Source organism: Leuconostoc fallax KCTC 3537 (assembly GCF_000165675.1).
Classification (GTDB): domain Bacteria; phylum Bacillota; class Bacilli; order Lactobacillales; family Lactobacillaceae; genus Leuconostoc_B; species Leuconostoc_B fallax.
On sequence record NZ_AEIZ01000015.1, the window covers coordinates 306017 to 323176 of the forward strand.

The 17160-nt window shown below is 37.0% G+C and carries 13 protein-coding genes and 3 pseudogenes; 2 read left to right on the plus strand and 14 right to left on the minus strand.

Going from position 1 to position 17160, the window contains the following annotated elements; all coding sequences use genetic code 11:
- Positions 1–32 precede the first annotated feature (32 nt).
- The 14 genes and pseudogenes from recX to LEUFL_RS0105345 form a co-directional block, all read right to left on the minus strand.
- Positions 33–831 (minus strand): annotated as a pseudogene (gene recX, locus LEUFL_RS11640) (recombination regulator RecX).
- A 36-nt stretch (positions 832–867) separates the two neighbouring features.
- Positions 868–1794 (minus strand): glycosyltransferase family 2 protein, encoded by a 927-nt coding sequence (locus LEUFL_RS0105285; protein WP_010007969.1) that lies wholly within the window; start codon positions 1792–1794, stop codon positions 868–870.
- A 1-nt stretch (position 1795) separates the two neighbouring features.
- Positions 1796–3019, minus strand: a complete 1224-nt coding sequence (locus LEUFL_RS0105290) for a CDP-glycerol glycerophosphotransferase family protein (protein ID WP_373419072.1) — start codon at positions 3017–3019, stop codon at positions 1796–1798.
- 29 nt (positions 3020–3048) lie between these two features.
- Positions 3049–3546, minus strand: a complete 498-nt coding sequence (locus tag LEUFL_RS0105295) for a CDP-glycerol glycerophosphotransferase family protein (RefSeq protein ID WP_029508671.1) — start codon at positions 3544–3546, stop codon at positions 3049–3051.
- Between the two features lie 47 nt (positions 3547–3593).
- On the minus strand, positions 3594–4025 hold the full coding sequence (gene tagD, locus LEUFL_RS0105300; protein ID WP_010007970.1) for a glycerol-3-phosphate cytidylyltransferase: 432 nt from the start codon (positions 4023–4025) through the stop codon (positions 3594–3596).
- A gap of 9 nt (positions 4026–4034) precedes the next feature.
- Positions 4035–5228 carry a UDP-galactopyranose mutase gene (glf, locus tag LEUFL_RS0105305; RefSeq protein WP_010007971.1) on the minus strand — a complete coding sequence of 398 codons (1194 nt, stop codon included), beginning with the start codon at positions 5226–5228 and terminating at the stop codon, positions 4035–4037.
- A 17-nt stretch (positions 5229–5245) separates the two neighbouring features.
- Positions 5246–6019, minus strand: a pseudogene (locus LEUFL_RS11645) (DUF4422 domain-containing protein).
- A gap of 4 nt (positions 6020–6023) precedes the next feature.
- A complete protein-coding gene (locus tag LEUFL_RS0105315; protein WP_010007972.1) occupies positions 6024–6839 on the minus strand; it encodes an ABC transporter permease in 816 nt (271 codons plus the stop codon).
- A gap of 9 nt (positions 6840–6848) precedes the next feature.
- Positions 6849–7832: an ABC transporter ATP-binding protein gene (locus LEUFL_RS0105320; protein WP_010007974.1), complete on the minus strand. Its 984-nt coding sequence runs from the start codon at positions 7830–7832 to the stop codon at positions 6849–6851.
- On the minus strand, positions 7832–8467 hold the full coding sequence (locus LEUFL_RS0105325; protein ID WP_029508672.1) for a sugar transferase: 636 nt from the start codon (positions 8465–8467) through the stop codon (positions 7832–7834). The genes LEUFL_RS0105320 and LEUFL_RS0105325 overlap by 1 nt, the downstream gene beginning before the upstream one ends.
- 192 nt (positions 8468–8659) lie before the next feature.
- Positions 8660–10180, minus strand: a complete 1521-nt coding sequence (locus tag LEUFL_RS0105330) for a PH domain-containing protein (RefSeq protein WP_010007978.1) — start codon at positions 10178–10180, stop codon at positions 8660–8662.
- Complete coding sequence (locus LEUFL_RS0105335) at positions 10173–10667, minus strand: PH domain-containing protein (protein ID WP_010007980.1); 495 nt, start codon at positions 10665–10667, stop codon at positions 10173–10175. The genes LEUFL_RS0105330 and LEUFL_RS0105335 overlap by 8 nt, the downstream gene beginning before the upstream one ends.
- 111 nt (positions 10668–10778) lie before the next feature.
- Positions 10779–11720: an ADP-ribosylglycohydrolase family protein gene (locus LEUFL_RS0105340; protein ID WP_010007981.1), complete on the minus strand. Its 942-nt coding sequence runs from the start codon at positions 11718–11720 to the stop codon at positions 10779–10781.
- Between the two features lie 59 nt (positions 11721–11779).
- On the minus strand, positions 11780–13828 hold the full coding sequence (locus LEUFL_RS0105345) for a penicillin-binding transpeptidase domain-containing protein (protein WP_029508673.1): 2049 nt from the start codon (positions 13826–13828) through the stop codon (positions 11780–11782).
- 205 nt (positions 13829–14033) lie between these two features.
- Between LEUFL_RS0105345 and LEUFL_RS11650 the strand changes: the two are divergent.
- Positions 14034–16568 (plus strand): annotated as a pseudogene (locus tag LEUFL_RS11650) (YfhO family protein).
- 94 nt (positions 16569–16662) lie between these two features.
- Positions 16663–17142 carry a transcription elongation factor GreA gene (greA, locus tag LEUFL_RS0105355; RefSeq protein WP_010007983.1) on the plus strand — a complete coding sequence of 160 codons (480 nt, stop codon included), beginning with the start codon at positions 16663–16665 and terminating at the stop codon, positions 17140–17142.
- Positions 17143–17160: the final 18 nt, after the last annotated feature.

The following is a 17160-nucleotide window of genomic DNA, read 5'->3' on the forward strand; positions in this document are numbered from 1 at the left end:
TATTTTATTGTACCAGAACTCACAACCAAATGTTAGCTTTCATCAAGCATTAACTTATCAATTGATTGGTCAATCAATTCGCTGGTATAACCTTTAGCATATAGATTATTCTTGGTTCGATATTTACGTTGGCTTGGTACCTCATGTCGATAACGATGCCATAACTTGGTTGCTTCACGCATAACATTATCTAACTCGACTTCATTACTATTGCTATCGACAAAACGCTCAATCACAATCTGTGCAATATCATAAGAAAATCCCTTGTTAAGTAGTGCTTGAATCACCTTTTGTTGCTTAGCACGTGACGATTGGCGTTGATAATTTTTAGCAAACTTCGCACCCAACTTTTCAGCAATAGCTAGCTGTTCTTCATATGTATAATCGCGTAGTGCTATATCAATTTCATCCTCAGTTACCCCGGCTTGTTTAAGCTCCTGAGCAACAACTAATGGTCCTTTAGGTGCGATATGTTTTTTTGTTGCAACGTAATGCTTTGCATAGTTCAAATCGTCTAAATAGCTCTGCTCTTTAAGCTTAGCAATAACCTGATCTTGAATCGTTACATCAACATCATTATCATGTAACTTTTTTGTACCTGATGAACCGTTCTTAATGTATGCCCCAGATAATTAACTGCAACATGTAAAGCTTTGGCAATTTCGTCATCATATTTAATACGTTGAATGGTTTCATCATCTAATTCACGTCCTTTGGCTAATCCATATTTCACCAAAACGCTTTCCGCAATACCAAAGGCAAAATGCCCATTTAAATCAACATTATATCGGCCCTGTTTTTTTGTGTACTAATTTTAGTAATCGTCTTCATCATTTTTTATTATACGAAAAAAGCGCCAAAGCGCTCTTATCCCTTATCTTTTGTTTCAACATATTCAATCGCTGGATTAAACTTAAATCCATTTAATGAGCCACGAATAATAATCCTTAACTTTTTACCACGAAACTGAACACGTGGTAAAAATAATGTTTTGACGAAGTCTAATCCACCATGCCCAAGGGTTTTAATGTACTTTACCATTGAATGGCGACGACGCGACGTTAATAGTCGGTTACGATACTCTAACATATATCTTGGTAACCGTTCTTCTTGAACCTCGCCCACAATATCACCGGGATTAGGATTTAATTTGCTAGCATGAATAACAATAGAATCTCTCACAAAATATCCTGGCATCGTACGATGTGAACGTTCTGTAAATTCAATATCATCCCCCCAAATGAAATACTCCTTTTGAGGTAAGCCAACTTTTTCAATCAACTCTCTTTTGAAAATTGTTGACACAAAAGTTGCATGCTTAATTTCAACCAAATTATCATGTCCATAAAAAACAGCAGTTTTACCACCATCAGCGGGTGCTGGTACATTCATCTTTGCCCATTCACCATCTAGCCAGTTGACCTTACTAGCACCCCATCCAGCCTCTGGCTTTTCGTTAAACATGTCTAATAGTCGGCTCAATGAACTACGCGTGGGCATTGAGTCATCATCCATTACCCAAACCAAATCATCTTGTGTTTTATGGTAGAACGTTTTCATTCCCCAATTAAAACCACCCGCACCACCTAAGTTTTGTTCTAAATGTTCAACAATAATTCGCTTATCCGTTAGCGTGTTCAGATAATCAAAAGTACCGTCTGTACTAGCACCATTGACAATGATTAAATGCTTTAATGCATCCGTGTCTTGATTGAGTACTTTTTGGATGGACTCTTTCAGTAAGTCAAGACGGTTATAAGTCACAATCACTGCTGTTACTGTCAAATTTGACATATTATGCATCACCTATTACTTTTTCTATTAATGTTTGATCAATCTTTGTCAATTCTTGTTGCCATAACTCCCAAGTATTATGATGCCAAACGCGTTGATAGCCAATATTTAATAACCACTCACTGCGTTTTGTATTAGCACGCATCAATACCTGATCAGCCAACATCATAATGGCCTTCTGATGGGTAGACGCATTCGTCTGACCTATTACCAGTATATCAAAATGAGCATTACCAACAATACGTTGGCCCTTAATTTTTGCTTGTTCAGGGGATAAGGTGTTATCTTGCGGTGATTTATTAACAAAGATACGACTATTCGGCATGACTTGATCAACATGTGTAAAGAACTGATAGCCATACCAATTATCCAACAAATGTCGCTCATAGATGACAAAACTTTGATCCACATTTTGAGGTATTCTTGCCACTATGCCATCATCAAACTGAGATTCTGAAAAATCTTCACCATTAATAAGCATGCGTATTGTCTTAACGGGTTGTATTGCTGGTTGCTTTTGAATGACTGTCGCCACCCGTTCAGTAGCCAAGCCATCATCGTTCGCCACATATCGTTGATAAAAATTTTGATATTGAACACTGAATTTTATTTGAATATCAGATAGATGGTGTATCCAATCTACAATATTTTCTACCTGCCGTGTATATGGTCCTGGAAGTTGATTATCAGCTAAATACGTTCCTCTTGATGTCTGATAATCTGCATTCTGATCCAAGAATAGAATCGGGCGTTGCGTAATCAAATAATCAAAAAATAATGATGAATAATCCGTAATTAAAATGTCTGTGATAGCCAATACATCGTTGGTATCTAAATAATTCGGTACTAAATATGAGGCAAATGCTTCATCTCTTTCAACTAATTGATACACATAAGGATGCGCCTTAAAACGAATATCATATTGCGGTAATTGCTGCTGTAATTGTTTTAGCACAACTAAATATTTTTGTATTTCTTCATAACTAGATGTTAAAGTTGTCGCATCTCCGCTCCAAGTTGGTGCATAAAGGATAACCTTTTGTTGGCTATGTACTAATGCTCTAACCTTTTTTTCAAGCATTGGCTTGAGGCCATTAACTAAGACATCATTTCTCGGATAACCAACATTTAATAGTTGCCCGCGATATAAATTATCTAGACGATAATCCCGACGAAAAATAGTTGTCGTATAAGCATTAGGCATAACTAAGTAATCTGTCATCATCAGATTTCTCAATACATTCCAAGACCCCATTACGCCACCAGGCATCGCATATCCCATTTTTTCAATGGCGTGCCATGCCAAGTGTTAATAAAAATCTGGTCTGATCGTTTAACAAAGATATCAGAAAAAATCATTGCATTTGTCACAACATACTTTGCTGTTAATAAGGCATGCATATGTTCATCAGAAAACTGTATCACCACATGAATCTGTGACCTATCAGATAAAGTTAAATACGCTAAGGTTGCTTGTATTTCTGTTAAATATTGGGATTCTGCCACAATAATGTGTTGCATTTTTGGTTTATTATTTAACCAATGCAATAAGATAGCACGGGGCGAATCACTCAATTGTTGCCCATCACGCATATCATACAAAGCCACGTTTTCATCCAATGGCCACTCATCATAATGATTATCGTAGTATTGCTTCGCTTTATTTTCAGGTGATTGCAAGGCTAACTTATTCTGTCGTTGCCACTGCCAATCCCGCCATTTATAGATTGTTTGTTTAATTAATTTTTGCATAATAAAAAGGCGACCACTCGCCTTTTCATTATACTTGATTTATATCATTAGTTCACTTTTGATTCATGTTCAGTTGCCATATTTTTAGAATTCAAATCTTTTTTAATCTGAGTTGTTGAAATTTCCGGTGTCCGTGCTAAGTAAACCACTTCAGCATCAGTTTCGTTGGCAATAAAGTCAAACTGTCCAGCCCAATCATCCCCCATTACAAAAGTATCTACTTTATATAGATCAACATCGGCTACTTTTTGATCCCATGATTCTTCAGGAATAACAAGATCAACATAACGAATAGCTTCTAAGAGTTGTTTCCGCTTTTCATAAGAGAAATATGTTTTCTTCTGTTTAGAGTTCCAATTAAATTCATCAGTTGATAAAGCAACAATCAGATAGTCACCCATCTCTTTAGCACGGCGCAATAAATTAATATGACCATAATGCAACATATCAAATGTTCCGTATGTAATAATGCGTTTCATCATTTCTCCTTATTGATTGCTTTCAATCTTATCATGAGCAAAATTAAAGTCTTGAGGGATATTGAATTCTTGACGTACCGTATTCAATGCATCATTAATGACTTGATCCATATCAAAATAACGATACTTACCTAGACGACCGCCAAACAAAATATTAGACTGCGTTTGACGTGCTATCTTAGCATATTGCTTGTAAATCTGTGTATTACGCTCATCATTAACAGGATAATAAGCTTCTTTAGTCCGATCCCAGTCCTGCGGATATTCCCGTGTAATAATTGTTTTACCATCATCAGCCAAGCCGTCAAAGTGTTTCCACTCCATAACCCGCGTGTAAGGGGTCTGTGCATCTGTATAATTGATAACAGCATTTCCCTGGTAGTTATCGTTATCTAAAACTTCACTTTCAAAGCGTAATGAACGATACTCAAGTTCACCATATTGATAATCAAAAAATTGATCAATCATACCCGTATAAATAATTCTTGGAAATTCACTGAGCAATGTTTCTTTGTGATCAAAGAAATCTGTATCAGTTAAGATATCAATTAACCCATTACTATCAGAAACCATTTGTTCAAAAATTTGGGTATATCCACCAACAGGAATACCTTGGTAACGATGATTGAAATAATTATTATCATAGATAAAGCGAACTGGCAAGCGCTTTATGATAAAAGCTGGTAACTCTGTTGCCTTTCTACCCCATTGTTTCTCGGTGTAACCCTTAATGAGTTTTTCATAAATGTCTGTTCCAATTAAAGAAATCGCCTGTTCTTCCAAATTACGTGGCTGGCGGTCTCCTAAATCTTTTAAGGCTGCTTGCTTTTGTTCTTCAATTTTATCTTTAGCTTCTTGTGGTGTTTTCGTTCCCCACATTTCGTAAAAGGTGTTCATATTGAACGGCAAATTATATAAACTACCCTTATAATTTGCAATCACTTGATTTTGGAAACCATTAAATGTCGCAAATTGACGAACATAGTCCCATACTTCTTTATTATCAGTATGGAAAATATGCGCACCAAAGTCATGAACTGTAATACCATGCTCTGTATGTGTGTAAGTATTACCCGCAATATGCGGGCGTTTCTCAATAATGAGAGAGCGCTTACCACGTTTGGCTGCTTCATATGCAAAAATCATCCCAAACGGACCCGCACCAACAATTAAATAATCATAGTTTTTAGTATTAAATTCCATTTAATTAACCTCAGCACCTATTGTACACGACCAAAACCAAATTTGCGTGCTAAAAATTTAGTTCCTTTTTTAACCAATTTTGATGTTCCATAAACACAACTGGGACTTCTTGATATTTAATTTGATGTTTAGTTAACCAAACATCTAACAACCGTTCGCTCAAGAAACCATAAACACGGCGCTCATATACTGACCAATTTTGTACTTCTGGTGATAAGCGGTGTTCTACTTTATCGAGAATATCAAACAACCAATCCACATAATCATTAAAGAGCTGACGACGCATAATCAACATATTAAACATGTGCGCAGACGTGCTTGCCATATTGGCTTCAAACGCCTCATTATAATCTGGATAATCTGTTTGGATGACTTCACGCAGTATATCTAAAGATTGCCCGTGATGCGCATGTCGATAATGCGATTCACTGCTTTCAATCCAGTAATGTCTTTTTTAGGTACAATGACATCAACGTGTTGTAACAAATCACGTAATTGCGCTTCACTTAATATAGTATTCAAATTTTTTGACGATTGAAAGTGAAGTATCGTCGATAGTGTACCAATCCCACAATATCTGCTTGACTATTATGTCTCGCCCAATATAAAGCCGTTAATTCATTATATTGTTTATTTTTTATTGATATATTGTCACCCGTATCGTCCCATGTATATTCAGGAAAATGTTCAGATGACAAAGCCGCCCCAACCTGGAGCGGCGTATAAATTGATGCAACTGGCATGGGGGCTATTTTGTGCGCCGCAACCATAATTTCAATTTTTTCTGTCATGAATTTATACCAAATCCGCAAAATATGAACGGAATTTCAAATGTAAGTGCGATCCAATGAATAAAATGATAATCACAAATAACCAAAAGGCAATCGTTGGATACGTATTTTCCCAGAACCATTGATGTCCAAAGAAAGAATTACGCATACCATCTACTAAATAATAAAATGGGTTCATCTCTAAGAGTCGCACGAAGCGTTCATGACCATGTCCAAAACGATCTGAAACTGAGAATAACGCACCAGATACCCAGAAAACAAAACGCATCACAGTTTGCATAATTTGTTGATAATCACGAATTAGTACCGTAATCGTCGCATTAAAAATACCAAATGCATAAAGGAAAGCAAACGCAGCAAACATATAATAGAATACCTGTAACCAATAAAAAGTGACGGGTAAGCCATAGAAGACTGACATCACAACACCAATGACTAACATGTAAAGGAAAGCATTAAAGTTCATCAATGTTCTCATCATCGGCATGATACTCATCGGGAACTTCATCCGAGCAATTTGCCAGATGTTAGCTGAAATACTCCAAGTCGTATCCATAAATGATGTATTAATGAATAACCATGTAGCCAAACCAACGATTAACCAGGGCATGTACGGAATGCCTGTCACATTACTGGAAGAATTAAATCCAAGTCCGAAAACAATCCAATAAGTCGCAACTTGCATAAACGGGTTCAAAAATAACCATAGATTACCTAGCGCATGATTTTGGTAACGCGCTTTTTTCTCGTAATTGGCCAAGCGCACCATTACAGGTGCATATTTAAATTGTTCTTGTAAAACAAGCCAAACTTCTTTCATAACCAGTTATTACCCCCACATCACATATTGATAAATAGTAAATAAAAAACCAACCGTTGCAGCTGCCAAAACAACCCATGATGTTACTGGTAGATAATCACCAACTGCTAGATGTGTGCTTAAACGCTGTTTATCTTCTGCTGACAATCGTTCATCATTACTAATTCGCTTAGCCAATTCTTGTTCATTGAAAGAAACTTGCTTTGCCTTTTGTTGCTTTTGATAGTCTGACTTTTCTTTATTGCCAAGCCCTTTAAACCAGCTATTCCACTTTTCGTAATCCTTAACAATTTCTTCAGTTGGTCCCATTGCTCGCATTTCACCATATTGTATCCAAATGGTTTTATCCGTGAAATCACGCACTTGACGCATGGAATGTGACACAAAAAAAATCGTTTTCCCTTGTGCCTTGAATTCATTCATCTTAGCCAACGCCTTTTGCGAGAATGTTTGATCACCAACTGATAATGCTTCATCAATAATTAAAATGTCTGGATCTTGATGGACAGCAATCGAAAAACCTAACTTGGACTTCATACCAGACGAATAATCTTTAACCGGTTGATCGATAAAGTCACCCAAATCAGAAAACTCAACAATTTCATCCATCTGTTCATCGATTTCTTTGTTTGTGCGCCCCATCATCAAGGACTTCAAACGAATATTCTCGCGCCCTGTCAGGTTACCACGTAATCCGGCACCAATGGTCAACATGCTTGTTTCACCATTAATTGTGAGTTCGCCGGAAGCAGGTAATAATAGCCCACTCAAAATATTGAGTAACGTTGATTTTCCAGAACCGTTAACACCAACGATACCAACAACATCCCCTTCATACACATCAAAGTTAATGCCTTTTAATGCCCAAAATTTTTGTGGTCCCTTACTTAAAGGGTTTAAAATGGCACGAATTTTTTCAGATTTTGTTTTACCCAAATCAAAGGTTTTCGTTATATACTTTGCTGAAACCTTCAGCTTCTTCTCGTCAGGCATCAATATGCTCCTTTAGATTTAAATATAGCAATGAGATTCCTAAACACAATACCGATATCGTACCAAAATCCTGCATTCGCAACATATTCCAATTCAATATCCGTTCGTTCTGGATATTCAATCAATGAACGCCCACTCGCCTGCCATAAGCCTAAAGCGCCTGGTCGTACAGATAGGAAAATATCAACGCGATCACCATACTCTTTTAGTTCTTCTTGAACAACTGGCCGTGGTCCAACTAAACTCATATCACCACGTAACATATTCCAAAATTGTGGAATTTCATCTAGTGTAGATTTTCGTAGGAATACCCCCAACTTAGTAATTCTAGGGTCTTCATTCGTTGGTAATTTATAACCACTGGCAACAAATTTCTGGTAAAGTTCAGGATTAGATTTCAAAACTTGTTCAGCATTTGGAATCATTGAACGAAACTTATAAATTTTGAAATGTTGACCATATCGCCCCACACGTTCCTGAGCAAAAATAACAGACGCATGCGGACTATCAACTTTTAGCAGGATAAAAATCACGACAAAAATTGGCGATAACACCATTATCCCCAATAAAGCAAATACAATATCGATTATACGTTTGGCAATAAGATATGCCTTATACTTTGGCTTAATATTCAACATCTTTCTAACATGCTCGAAAGCATCAACTTTCTTTTTAATTATCTGGTCCTCAATTAATGAGGAGACAACATAATTTTGGACAAAGATGGCAGCTTCCTTATAATCCAATAACTTCCATTATACCGTGTTTTATTTAACTGAACATAAAATATTCAAAAATAAGGCAAGCTGGTCAATTCATACTATGATTTATTTATCAGTAAGCAACCACGTTTTAATATCTTCAACGATAGCCGTTTGTATATAGTATACCTTAATAAGTTGGAACGCATCACTATCACGAATCACGATTGTCATATGTGCGCCTTGGCGTCGTTTCAACAACCCATACCACGCTCTAGTTTGCATACCTTGAATACGATCTCGCTTAATATAATACGTTCGTTTAGTAAACAAGCGATTCGTCTGTAGCATCAGCATATCATCTTTTATAGCAATACTTTGATCATGAGACCACAGCAATGTTTGAGACAAAATCAAAATACACAAACCCATAATCATTACGACAATAAATGATAACACCTCTGTTTGTTGTAAAATGTGCCATTGCCATTGATGACTCAACACAGCTAAAACCACAACTACTGATAAAACAATTGCTAATAAAATACCGTAGATGAAGCGTAAACGCAACCACAAGGCAGCTTTTATTCGACTATCGGTCTGCACTGGTATATCAAATTTAAAATTTGGTAAGAGCTGTTGTAACATTTTCTGACTACGATTAGTTTTAATTACTGGAACAATGACCGTTTGCGATTCATCTTCACTATCTTCTTTTTTATTAGCAGCAAGATTTGCTGTCACTGTTTGTAAACGAAATAGCCGACGCAACAATGTTTGCGCCACGCAAATGGCTTGTATCCTTGATGTCCGTAACTGCATGGTATGCTTTGACAATAAACCACGCGCTATTGTCAATTGATGACCATCACGCACCAACACAAATTGATAATAACGATTGATGATTTTAAACATCACAATCATTGTCGCAATAATTAGTGCGAACAACCCCAACACACCCAAGAGCACAAATGATGATTGTAATAGAAATTGATTGACTATTGTCTTAAATCGATTCGGCAACAAGTCATCAAACTGCGTCCAAGCCGCAAACATTGCACCAGCAATTCCAAACCCACTTAAAGAAGTCAGTGAATAAATGAATAAATCTCGAAATTTAATTTGGTAACGTGCAGAATGCTGTTGCGCCTTTTTCGTAGTTGACGGTTCTGATGCTTCTGCATTTCTACTTTGTGTCAAATCTGTTGCCTTCGTTTGCATTAAACGTCGCTGTTGCTCAATTTTTGTGACTTGCTTCACTGTGATTGCTTTTAAAACTGCATCTGGTTTACCCTGCCCAGAAGTATCAATTTGTAAATTAACTAATTCAAAAGGCTGTAAGTAAATGGGCTGTTCACGCGTGAGTGTTTGAATACGTTCAAATGGGATATGAATTTGTTGCTTATTCACAATGCCATGATAAATTGTTATTTCTGACTCATTAAATTCATAAGTAAAGTAAAACCATTTAATTAAATTAAAAAGCGTGCTTAATACAATAAAGCCAATCATAATTAGTACTTTTTCGCCAACTGATAATGAATGCCTTAATATCACAAAAATAATTATCGGGAAGAAAAATGCTTTAATCAAGCTTATTAATTCAATTAAAATTGTAATCGGATGTTGACGACGACGCTTATTCATCTTCAGCTACCTCGCGTGCTTGCAATGCAGCATTAATTAAACGTTGACGTAAATTTTGCGCCGTGTGATTATCAATATAATTAATACTAAAATTATGTGCAGCCGTCACAATAGTTAAATTGTTTAAATGAAATAACCGCGATATAGGGCCTTGCGTAATTCGTACATTTTGGATTCGATTCAATGGGATTAACTCAGCCTTTCGAAATAAGAACCCTTGATAAATATCAACACTTTCAGCAGCCATTAAATAGCGATTAAAAGCATATCGGTAAGGTATCAGTATCATGGGGATGACTGAAATAACAACCGCCACACCTCCCACGATTTGAAACCATCTTTGCCAAAAGTTGGGCATACTTTTTATTGCAAAGTACCATGCTGCCACTAAACAAATAATAATCACCAGCATGATGATTAATTGCTTTAATAACCAAACGCGTTTCACACGTTTAGGTAACACCTGCGCGTTAGTTGGAATATCCATATTTCTTCTCTCTTCACTCTTTTATTCATTTGATTTTATCAGATCTGTTTTGTGATAACTAGCACAATTAATCAAAAACAAATTAAAAAGCTAAGCCTAAGGCTTAACTTTTTAATTAAATCGGCCAAGACGATTAGCCAAATGAGAAATACTAATAATTAATTTTCTCGAAACAAGTTGCTGGCTAATTATATTCAGCTGTTCATCTTCTTTATAATAAATACCCGCTAAAGTTCCTGCTAATGTTGGAATCATGGTATTCGCATGCCCATGCATCAAAGCTTTGTTTAATGCATCTTGATAATTTTCGCTATTTAATAAGCTCCAAACTACTGCTTCTAACGTGTTAGATGCCTGCCCGTCTAACTTAAAATCAGCAGCAGAGCTATTAGAAAAGTCAGGCAAATTCATTGCATCAAAATCTTTCAGTTCACCCGCAAATACCTGATGTCTTGAATAGTATTCAAAACCAAAAGCCAAACCATTTTCGACCGAGTCAAATAAATTCTTCCCGTCTAATATTTGGCTAATAATCAAGCTTAACATACCAACTGATACCAGAGCACCTTCATGATTATGCGTCAAACCAGCCACACGGTGCAATAGTAACATCGCACGTTCATCGTTAATAAAAGCAGAACCAAAACGATGATGTAAATACAACGCAACGGGTATCATTCGCGCCAAAACACTATCTGAATTGGATGCTTCGTCGACACCACCACTAGCTAGTAAATCGCGATTTTTGCTGAAACGAAGCATCGAACTTTGAATAACATCATCAATTGATTGGATAGTTTGTGCTGGTGCATATTGCCGTCTTTTATACCAATTCTGCAACCGTAACATCACATCATTGAATTGATAACCACGTGACAAACTGGATACCGTAGCCAGCGACATACTTGTATTAGCGCCCCACTTTAAAGGATCTGTAAAATTGTCAGGTTGATGAACTAATATCTCTTGTTTGCTACTAGGTAAATACGCTAAACTTTCACCAACTGCCATCGCAAGCAAGGTTCGTTCAATCATTGTTTGTTTTTTTGCCATAATAATATTCTACCATGTCATCGAATCTTGCTAACTATTAATCAGTGAATATTGAAACCTTATTTCGGTTTACTCATTACATTTTTCCAAAAGGCGTTCACGATTTCTGCAGCAATTTTGGTATCTGTACCATCCAAATAATTATTCATCCCTGGGATAGCTAGTGCTAAGGCCATCGGTTGCCCTGGTACATATAAAATAACTGATTCCGTAACTGTAGAGTTACCATTCGTTGTTGTTTCGGCAGTTCCTGTCTTTGCATTCACTTTTGGTGATAATTTGTGCAAGTCTGTGCCACCCGTGTTCCATGGACTAGAACCATTGGCAACCAAGTGCATTCCTTCTTTAATAACGCGCCATTGCTCAGATGTCAATTTTACTTGACCCTGCAATGTTGGTGAAGAAGACCATACGGTTTTTTGTTGATCATTATTGGCGGTTGATTCAGTAATTGAACCAACCAAATGCGGTTGAACGAGGTAACCACCATTTGCGATGGCAGAAACATAACGTGCCATTTGCAAAACGGTATATGAATCAAAGTTACCAAATGATTCATACAATAACTTACCGTCTGAATTACCATCAGTGGGTCCTTTATATCCAGCCGTTTCACCCACAATATCAATCCCTGTTTTTGATCCCAGGCCGAATTGCCCAAATCCATTTCGAATCACTTGGAATGTTCCTGATTTCAATCCCAAGGCTGCACCCGAAACATATTTTTGACCACCAATCATCATAGCCAGCTGTACCATGTATGTGTTAGAAGAAACTTCCAAAGCTGTTTGAGCTGATATGGATTTCGGTGTTCCTGCCTTATTCCAATATGATGTGATAGAAGGCGTTCCAGACAGTTTAATTGCCTGATCTGTTAAAGTATTATTTTCTGGTGTAATCACACCATGCTGCAAACCAGTTGCAAGCATGGCAGGCTTAACTGCTGACCCCATGACAATGGGATGATTAATATTTCCCAATGGATTAGTTGTTTGCTTATTCGTTGTGTGATCTCGATCCACACCTGCCATGGCATAAATACCACCCGTATAAGGATTAATGACAGTTGCATAAGCACCCTCAGTATCGCCATCAGGCATGTTCTTTTCAAGAATTTCTTGAACAGATTTTTGGAATTTAGCATCAATTGTCAGCTTTAAATTATCGCCGGCCTGACCTTTATATTTAATGTTGGAAACAACTGAACTACCATCAGTTGATGATTTAACCACAGTTTGCGAAGCAGAGCCTTTTAAGGTTGCCTCATAAGCTTGTTCCAAACTTGAATTACCCACAGGTTCATTTTGAGAATAACCTTGTGCAAGTAGTGTATTCACACGATTCTCTGGTAGCCCCGTTGCTTCGTTTGTAACATTTCCGATTAATGACTTAAATTCTTCACCTTGTGGATACTGTCGTGTCCAGCTAATACCAATTTTAATACCCGGGAATTGCGATAACCGTTCACCAATTTTAGCTAATTCAACAGATGTTAAATCACTTTCTTTAATAAAGGTTGTAGATAACTGATACGCTCCTGACATCCGTTGGAAAATCATTGCTTCGTTATCATCCTGACCGTTCAACAACGACTTATTGGCTTTTAAGTAAGCGACTTCTTTATTTAAAACGTCACTCGTTGTTAACGTCTCACCTTTTTTATGATCTTTCGTAACAATCTTTTGTATCTTTTCGGCATTTTCTGTATTGGCTAAATAGAAATCAATTCTAGCACGATCTGTTAACCGTTGCGTGTCAACGGTTAAGTATTTACCTAAGCCAACTGCCGTTTTACGCATCGAGGCACTATTCATATTTGTACCACGCGTAAACGTAATCGCTGTTTGTGCTTTATTGCCTGTAATGATTTGACCTTTGGCATCATAAATCAATCCTCTTGGTTGATTCCCCTTCTCAACAGTCTCATCACTACGATTGACTTCCGCTTGAAAATCAGCACCCTGTTTGATTGTCAAAAAAGCCAATTGTAAAATCAAAGCAATCATTAATGTTAAAGTGATTGCTAATAATAGTTTGAGTCTTGCCGGTAAATTAACTCTGGCGTCTTGTTTGCCGTTCTTATCTTTTAAATATGGATTTCGTTGCATCATAATAATAATAGCTTCCCCTAATGCACTTTACACTCAAATTAGTGTACCACAAAGTCATAGCAAATCGCTAAAAAACCCCCATAAGCAATGGCGATTTGTTATGCTTAACTTGTAACTTGAAATAGGAGTTTATTATGCTGAAAATATTAAAAAAATCATCTTATCGCCGTTAGCACTCTGTTTCTGGATTCCACTTATTGTCATGATAAGTTATTTTGCTTATCGCCATATGGCACCTTTCGGTACTAACTCCATTCTTACTGTTGATTTGGGTCAACAATATATTGATCAATTTGCAATGTTTAGACATACGCTATTAGCACATCCTAGTAGTTTCTTCTATTCATTTAGTAATGCGCTAGGTGGCGATATGCTTAGCGAATGGGCATATTATTTGATGAGCCCCTTTAATCTACTTTTTTACTTGTCACACCACAACAATTACCATCTATGATCCTAATTGTCACTGTCTTAAAATTTGGTGCTGCTGGCCTTAGTTTTGGCTGGGTTATTCAGAAATTAAAATTCCAAAATGGCTACAGCACGCTACTATTTGCCATTAATTATGCATTATCCGGTTGGTTTATTGCAAACGATCTCAATCTACTCTGGTTGGACGCCGCTATTCTCCTACCGCTGGTAATTTATCATCTTGAACGTTTATTTACACAAAAGAAGTGGTGGCGCTATAGTTTAATATTAGCTGCTACTATTATTAGTAATTATTATATTGGTTATATGATTGCACTCTTTGTTTGCCTATATTTCATCTGGCGCTTAACTTGGACAAATCAGATACAATCCCGTTGGCTAACAATTCGTCATTTTATCATGGGTAGCTTAGTAGCTGGTGGCCTAAGTGCCTGGCTAATTCTACCAACCTTTTATCAACTTCGTCTGGGCAAAGCGCAGTATCAATCAACATGGCACAATGGTTTTGATAACAACCCGCTGCATTTGCTCTTCAAATTAATTCCTGGTAGTTTTAATTTTGATCAAATGCAACAAGGCGTCGCTAATATCTTCGTTAGTAGCCTCATTCTGATTACTGCATTACTTTTCTTTATCAGCCATCGTTTCTCAAAGTCCGTTAAACTAGGCGCCTTATGTCTCTTATCGATTCTGATTTTAGCTACAACATGGGCACCATTGACATTGGTTTTTCATGGTATGCAATATCCCGTCTGGTATCCTTATCGTTTCAGCTTTATGATTAGCTTTTTCTTGATTTGGTTAGGCGCAATGGCTTGGAAAAAACAGAGTCCTTATCCTATAAAACGGTGTTTGTTTTATTGCTTAGCTATGCTGGTATCATTCTTTATGCTTGGCAACAAGATAAAACCATTAACTATATTAATCACACTAGTATTTTAGTGTTTGCCGCATTAGCTCTTGTCATGCTCTACCAACTCTCACGCAAGCAACACGACCATTTGTGGCTCATCATTATCACTTGCTTAACTATCACTGAATTAAGTGTTAATACTAAGCTTACATTGGATAACTTTTCCTATTTAACCAACACAGAATATAAGCGCACAGTTAACGCACTCCAAGAAGCCACAAATGTCTTAAAACAAGATAAAAACTGGTATCGCGTCGCACAAACATATGAACGAACACGTGGCGATGGGATGATGCTTGACTTCTATGGTGCGGCACATTTCAGCTCAGCCTTATCCAAGAGTACGCCACTATTCTTTAATCATTTCGGACAAGCTGAGGGTGATAATTATGTGCTGTATAGTAACGGTACATTACTCAGTGATAGTCTGCTGGGGATGAAATACATCGTTTCACCTAATGGTAAAGATAAAAATCAGCCTGGTGACCCCACTACACATATTATGGCTAATCGACCAGATACATCTGCCTACAAGCTTAAAAAAGTAACAGCTAAAAATGTCATTTGGCAAAACCCTTATAGTCTGCCCGTTGCCTTCGCCGCACCTAAGGCTGTGACATCAGTTAAAATGCTCTCAAACAGCCCCGTTCAAAATCAAAATAATCTATGGCAATCCATAACGGGAGATTCAATTATACAAGCCGTAAACTTTACTTCAGCGGTTGGCCATAATGTGAACGCCCCTAATGTTATCACTAATGCTGTAATTAGACGTCAAAACAAACAGCAACCAGCAAGTTTAGATTTAACATTTACACCACAGTCTTCTGGTAGTTACTACCTCACGCTCGGTGGTTCAATGAAAATTAGTGATTTTAATATTTTGCTGAACAATCAAGTTATTAAACAGTTCGACTCTTATCGACACACAGTCATTATTAATCTGGCAAGAAATGTAAAAAACAAACCACAAACACTAACCTTTCAGCTCAAAAACCAGCAGCAGTTGAATCTTGAAAATGTGACATTATATGCTCTAAATCAAAAAAATTCCAAGATAACGTTGCTAACATCAAATCTAACGCGCTGACTATAACGCATCGTAATGAACGCCAAATTTCGGGTACCATTACGACGACGACGCGCAAACCAACTATTTTCACGACAATTCCTGCAGCGCCTGGATGGCACGCTGAAGTCGATGGCAAAGCTATCGCCATTAAGAAGAGTGCAAATTACTTCATTACCATACCTACAAAAGCAGGTCATCACCACATCAAGCTAACTTATACACCACCGTTATTACGTGAAGGTATCATACTTTCTATTATCGCTATTCTGCTATTACTAATAGATATATTCTATCGAAAAAGTCAGCGTCACCTACATTGAAAATATGAAATAATACTTGCAACTCCTTGTTGAGCATGCTATGCTTTGTACGCTATATTTTACGCGTCAATGCGTACTTGAAAGGATAAATAACATGTCTGAAGAAAAAACATTTCCAATGACGCTTGAAGGCAAGACATCATTGGAGCAAGAATTAGACAACCTCATCGCAGTTCAACGCCCAGAAATTACTAAACGCATTCAAATCGCTCGTTCTTACGGCGATTTATCAGAAAATTCAGAATATCAATCTGCTAAAGATGAACAGGCCTTTGTCGAAGGTCGTATTCAAACCATTCGAAAGATGATTGAAAATGCAGAGATTATTGATGTTGCAGATACAGCTAGTGACGAAGTTTCTCTAGGTAAAACTGTTACATTTAAAGAATTACCCGATGAAGAAGCTGAAACATACACGATTGTTGGTTCAGTAGAAGCAGATCCACTATCAGGTAAGATTTCTAACGAATCACCTATGGCTAATGCATTGATCAATCACAAGGTTGGTGATACCGTTGATGTACCATTACCAAATGGAATTAATATCAAAGTAGAAATACTATCTGTTAAGTAATTGAATATAAATAAAAAA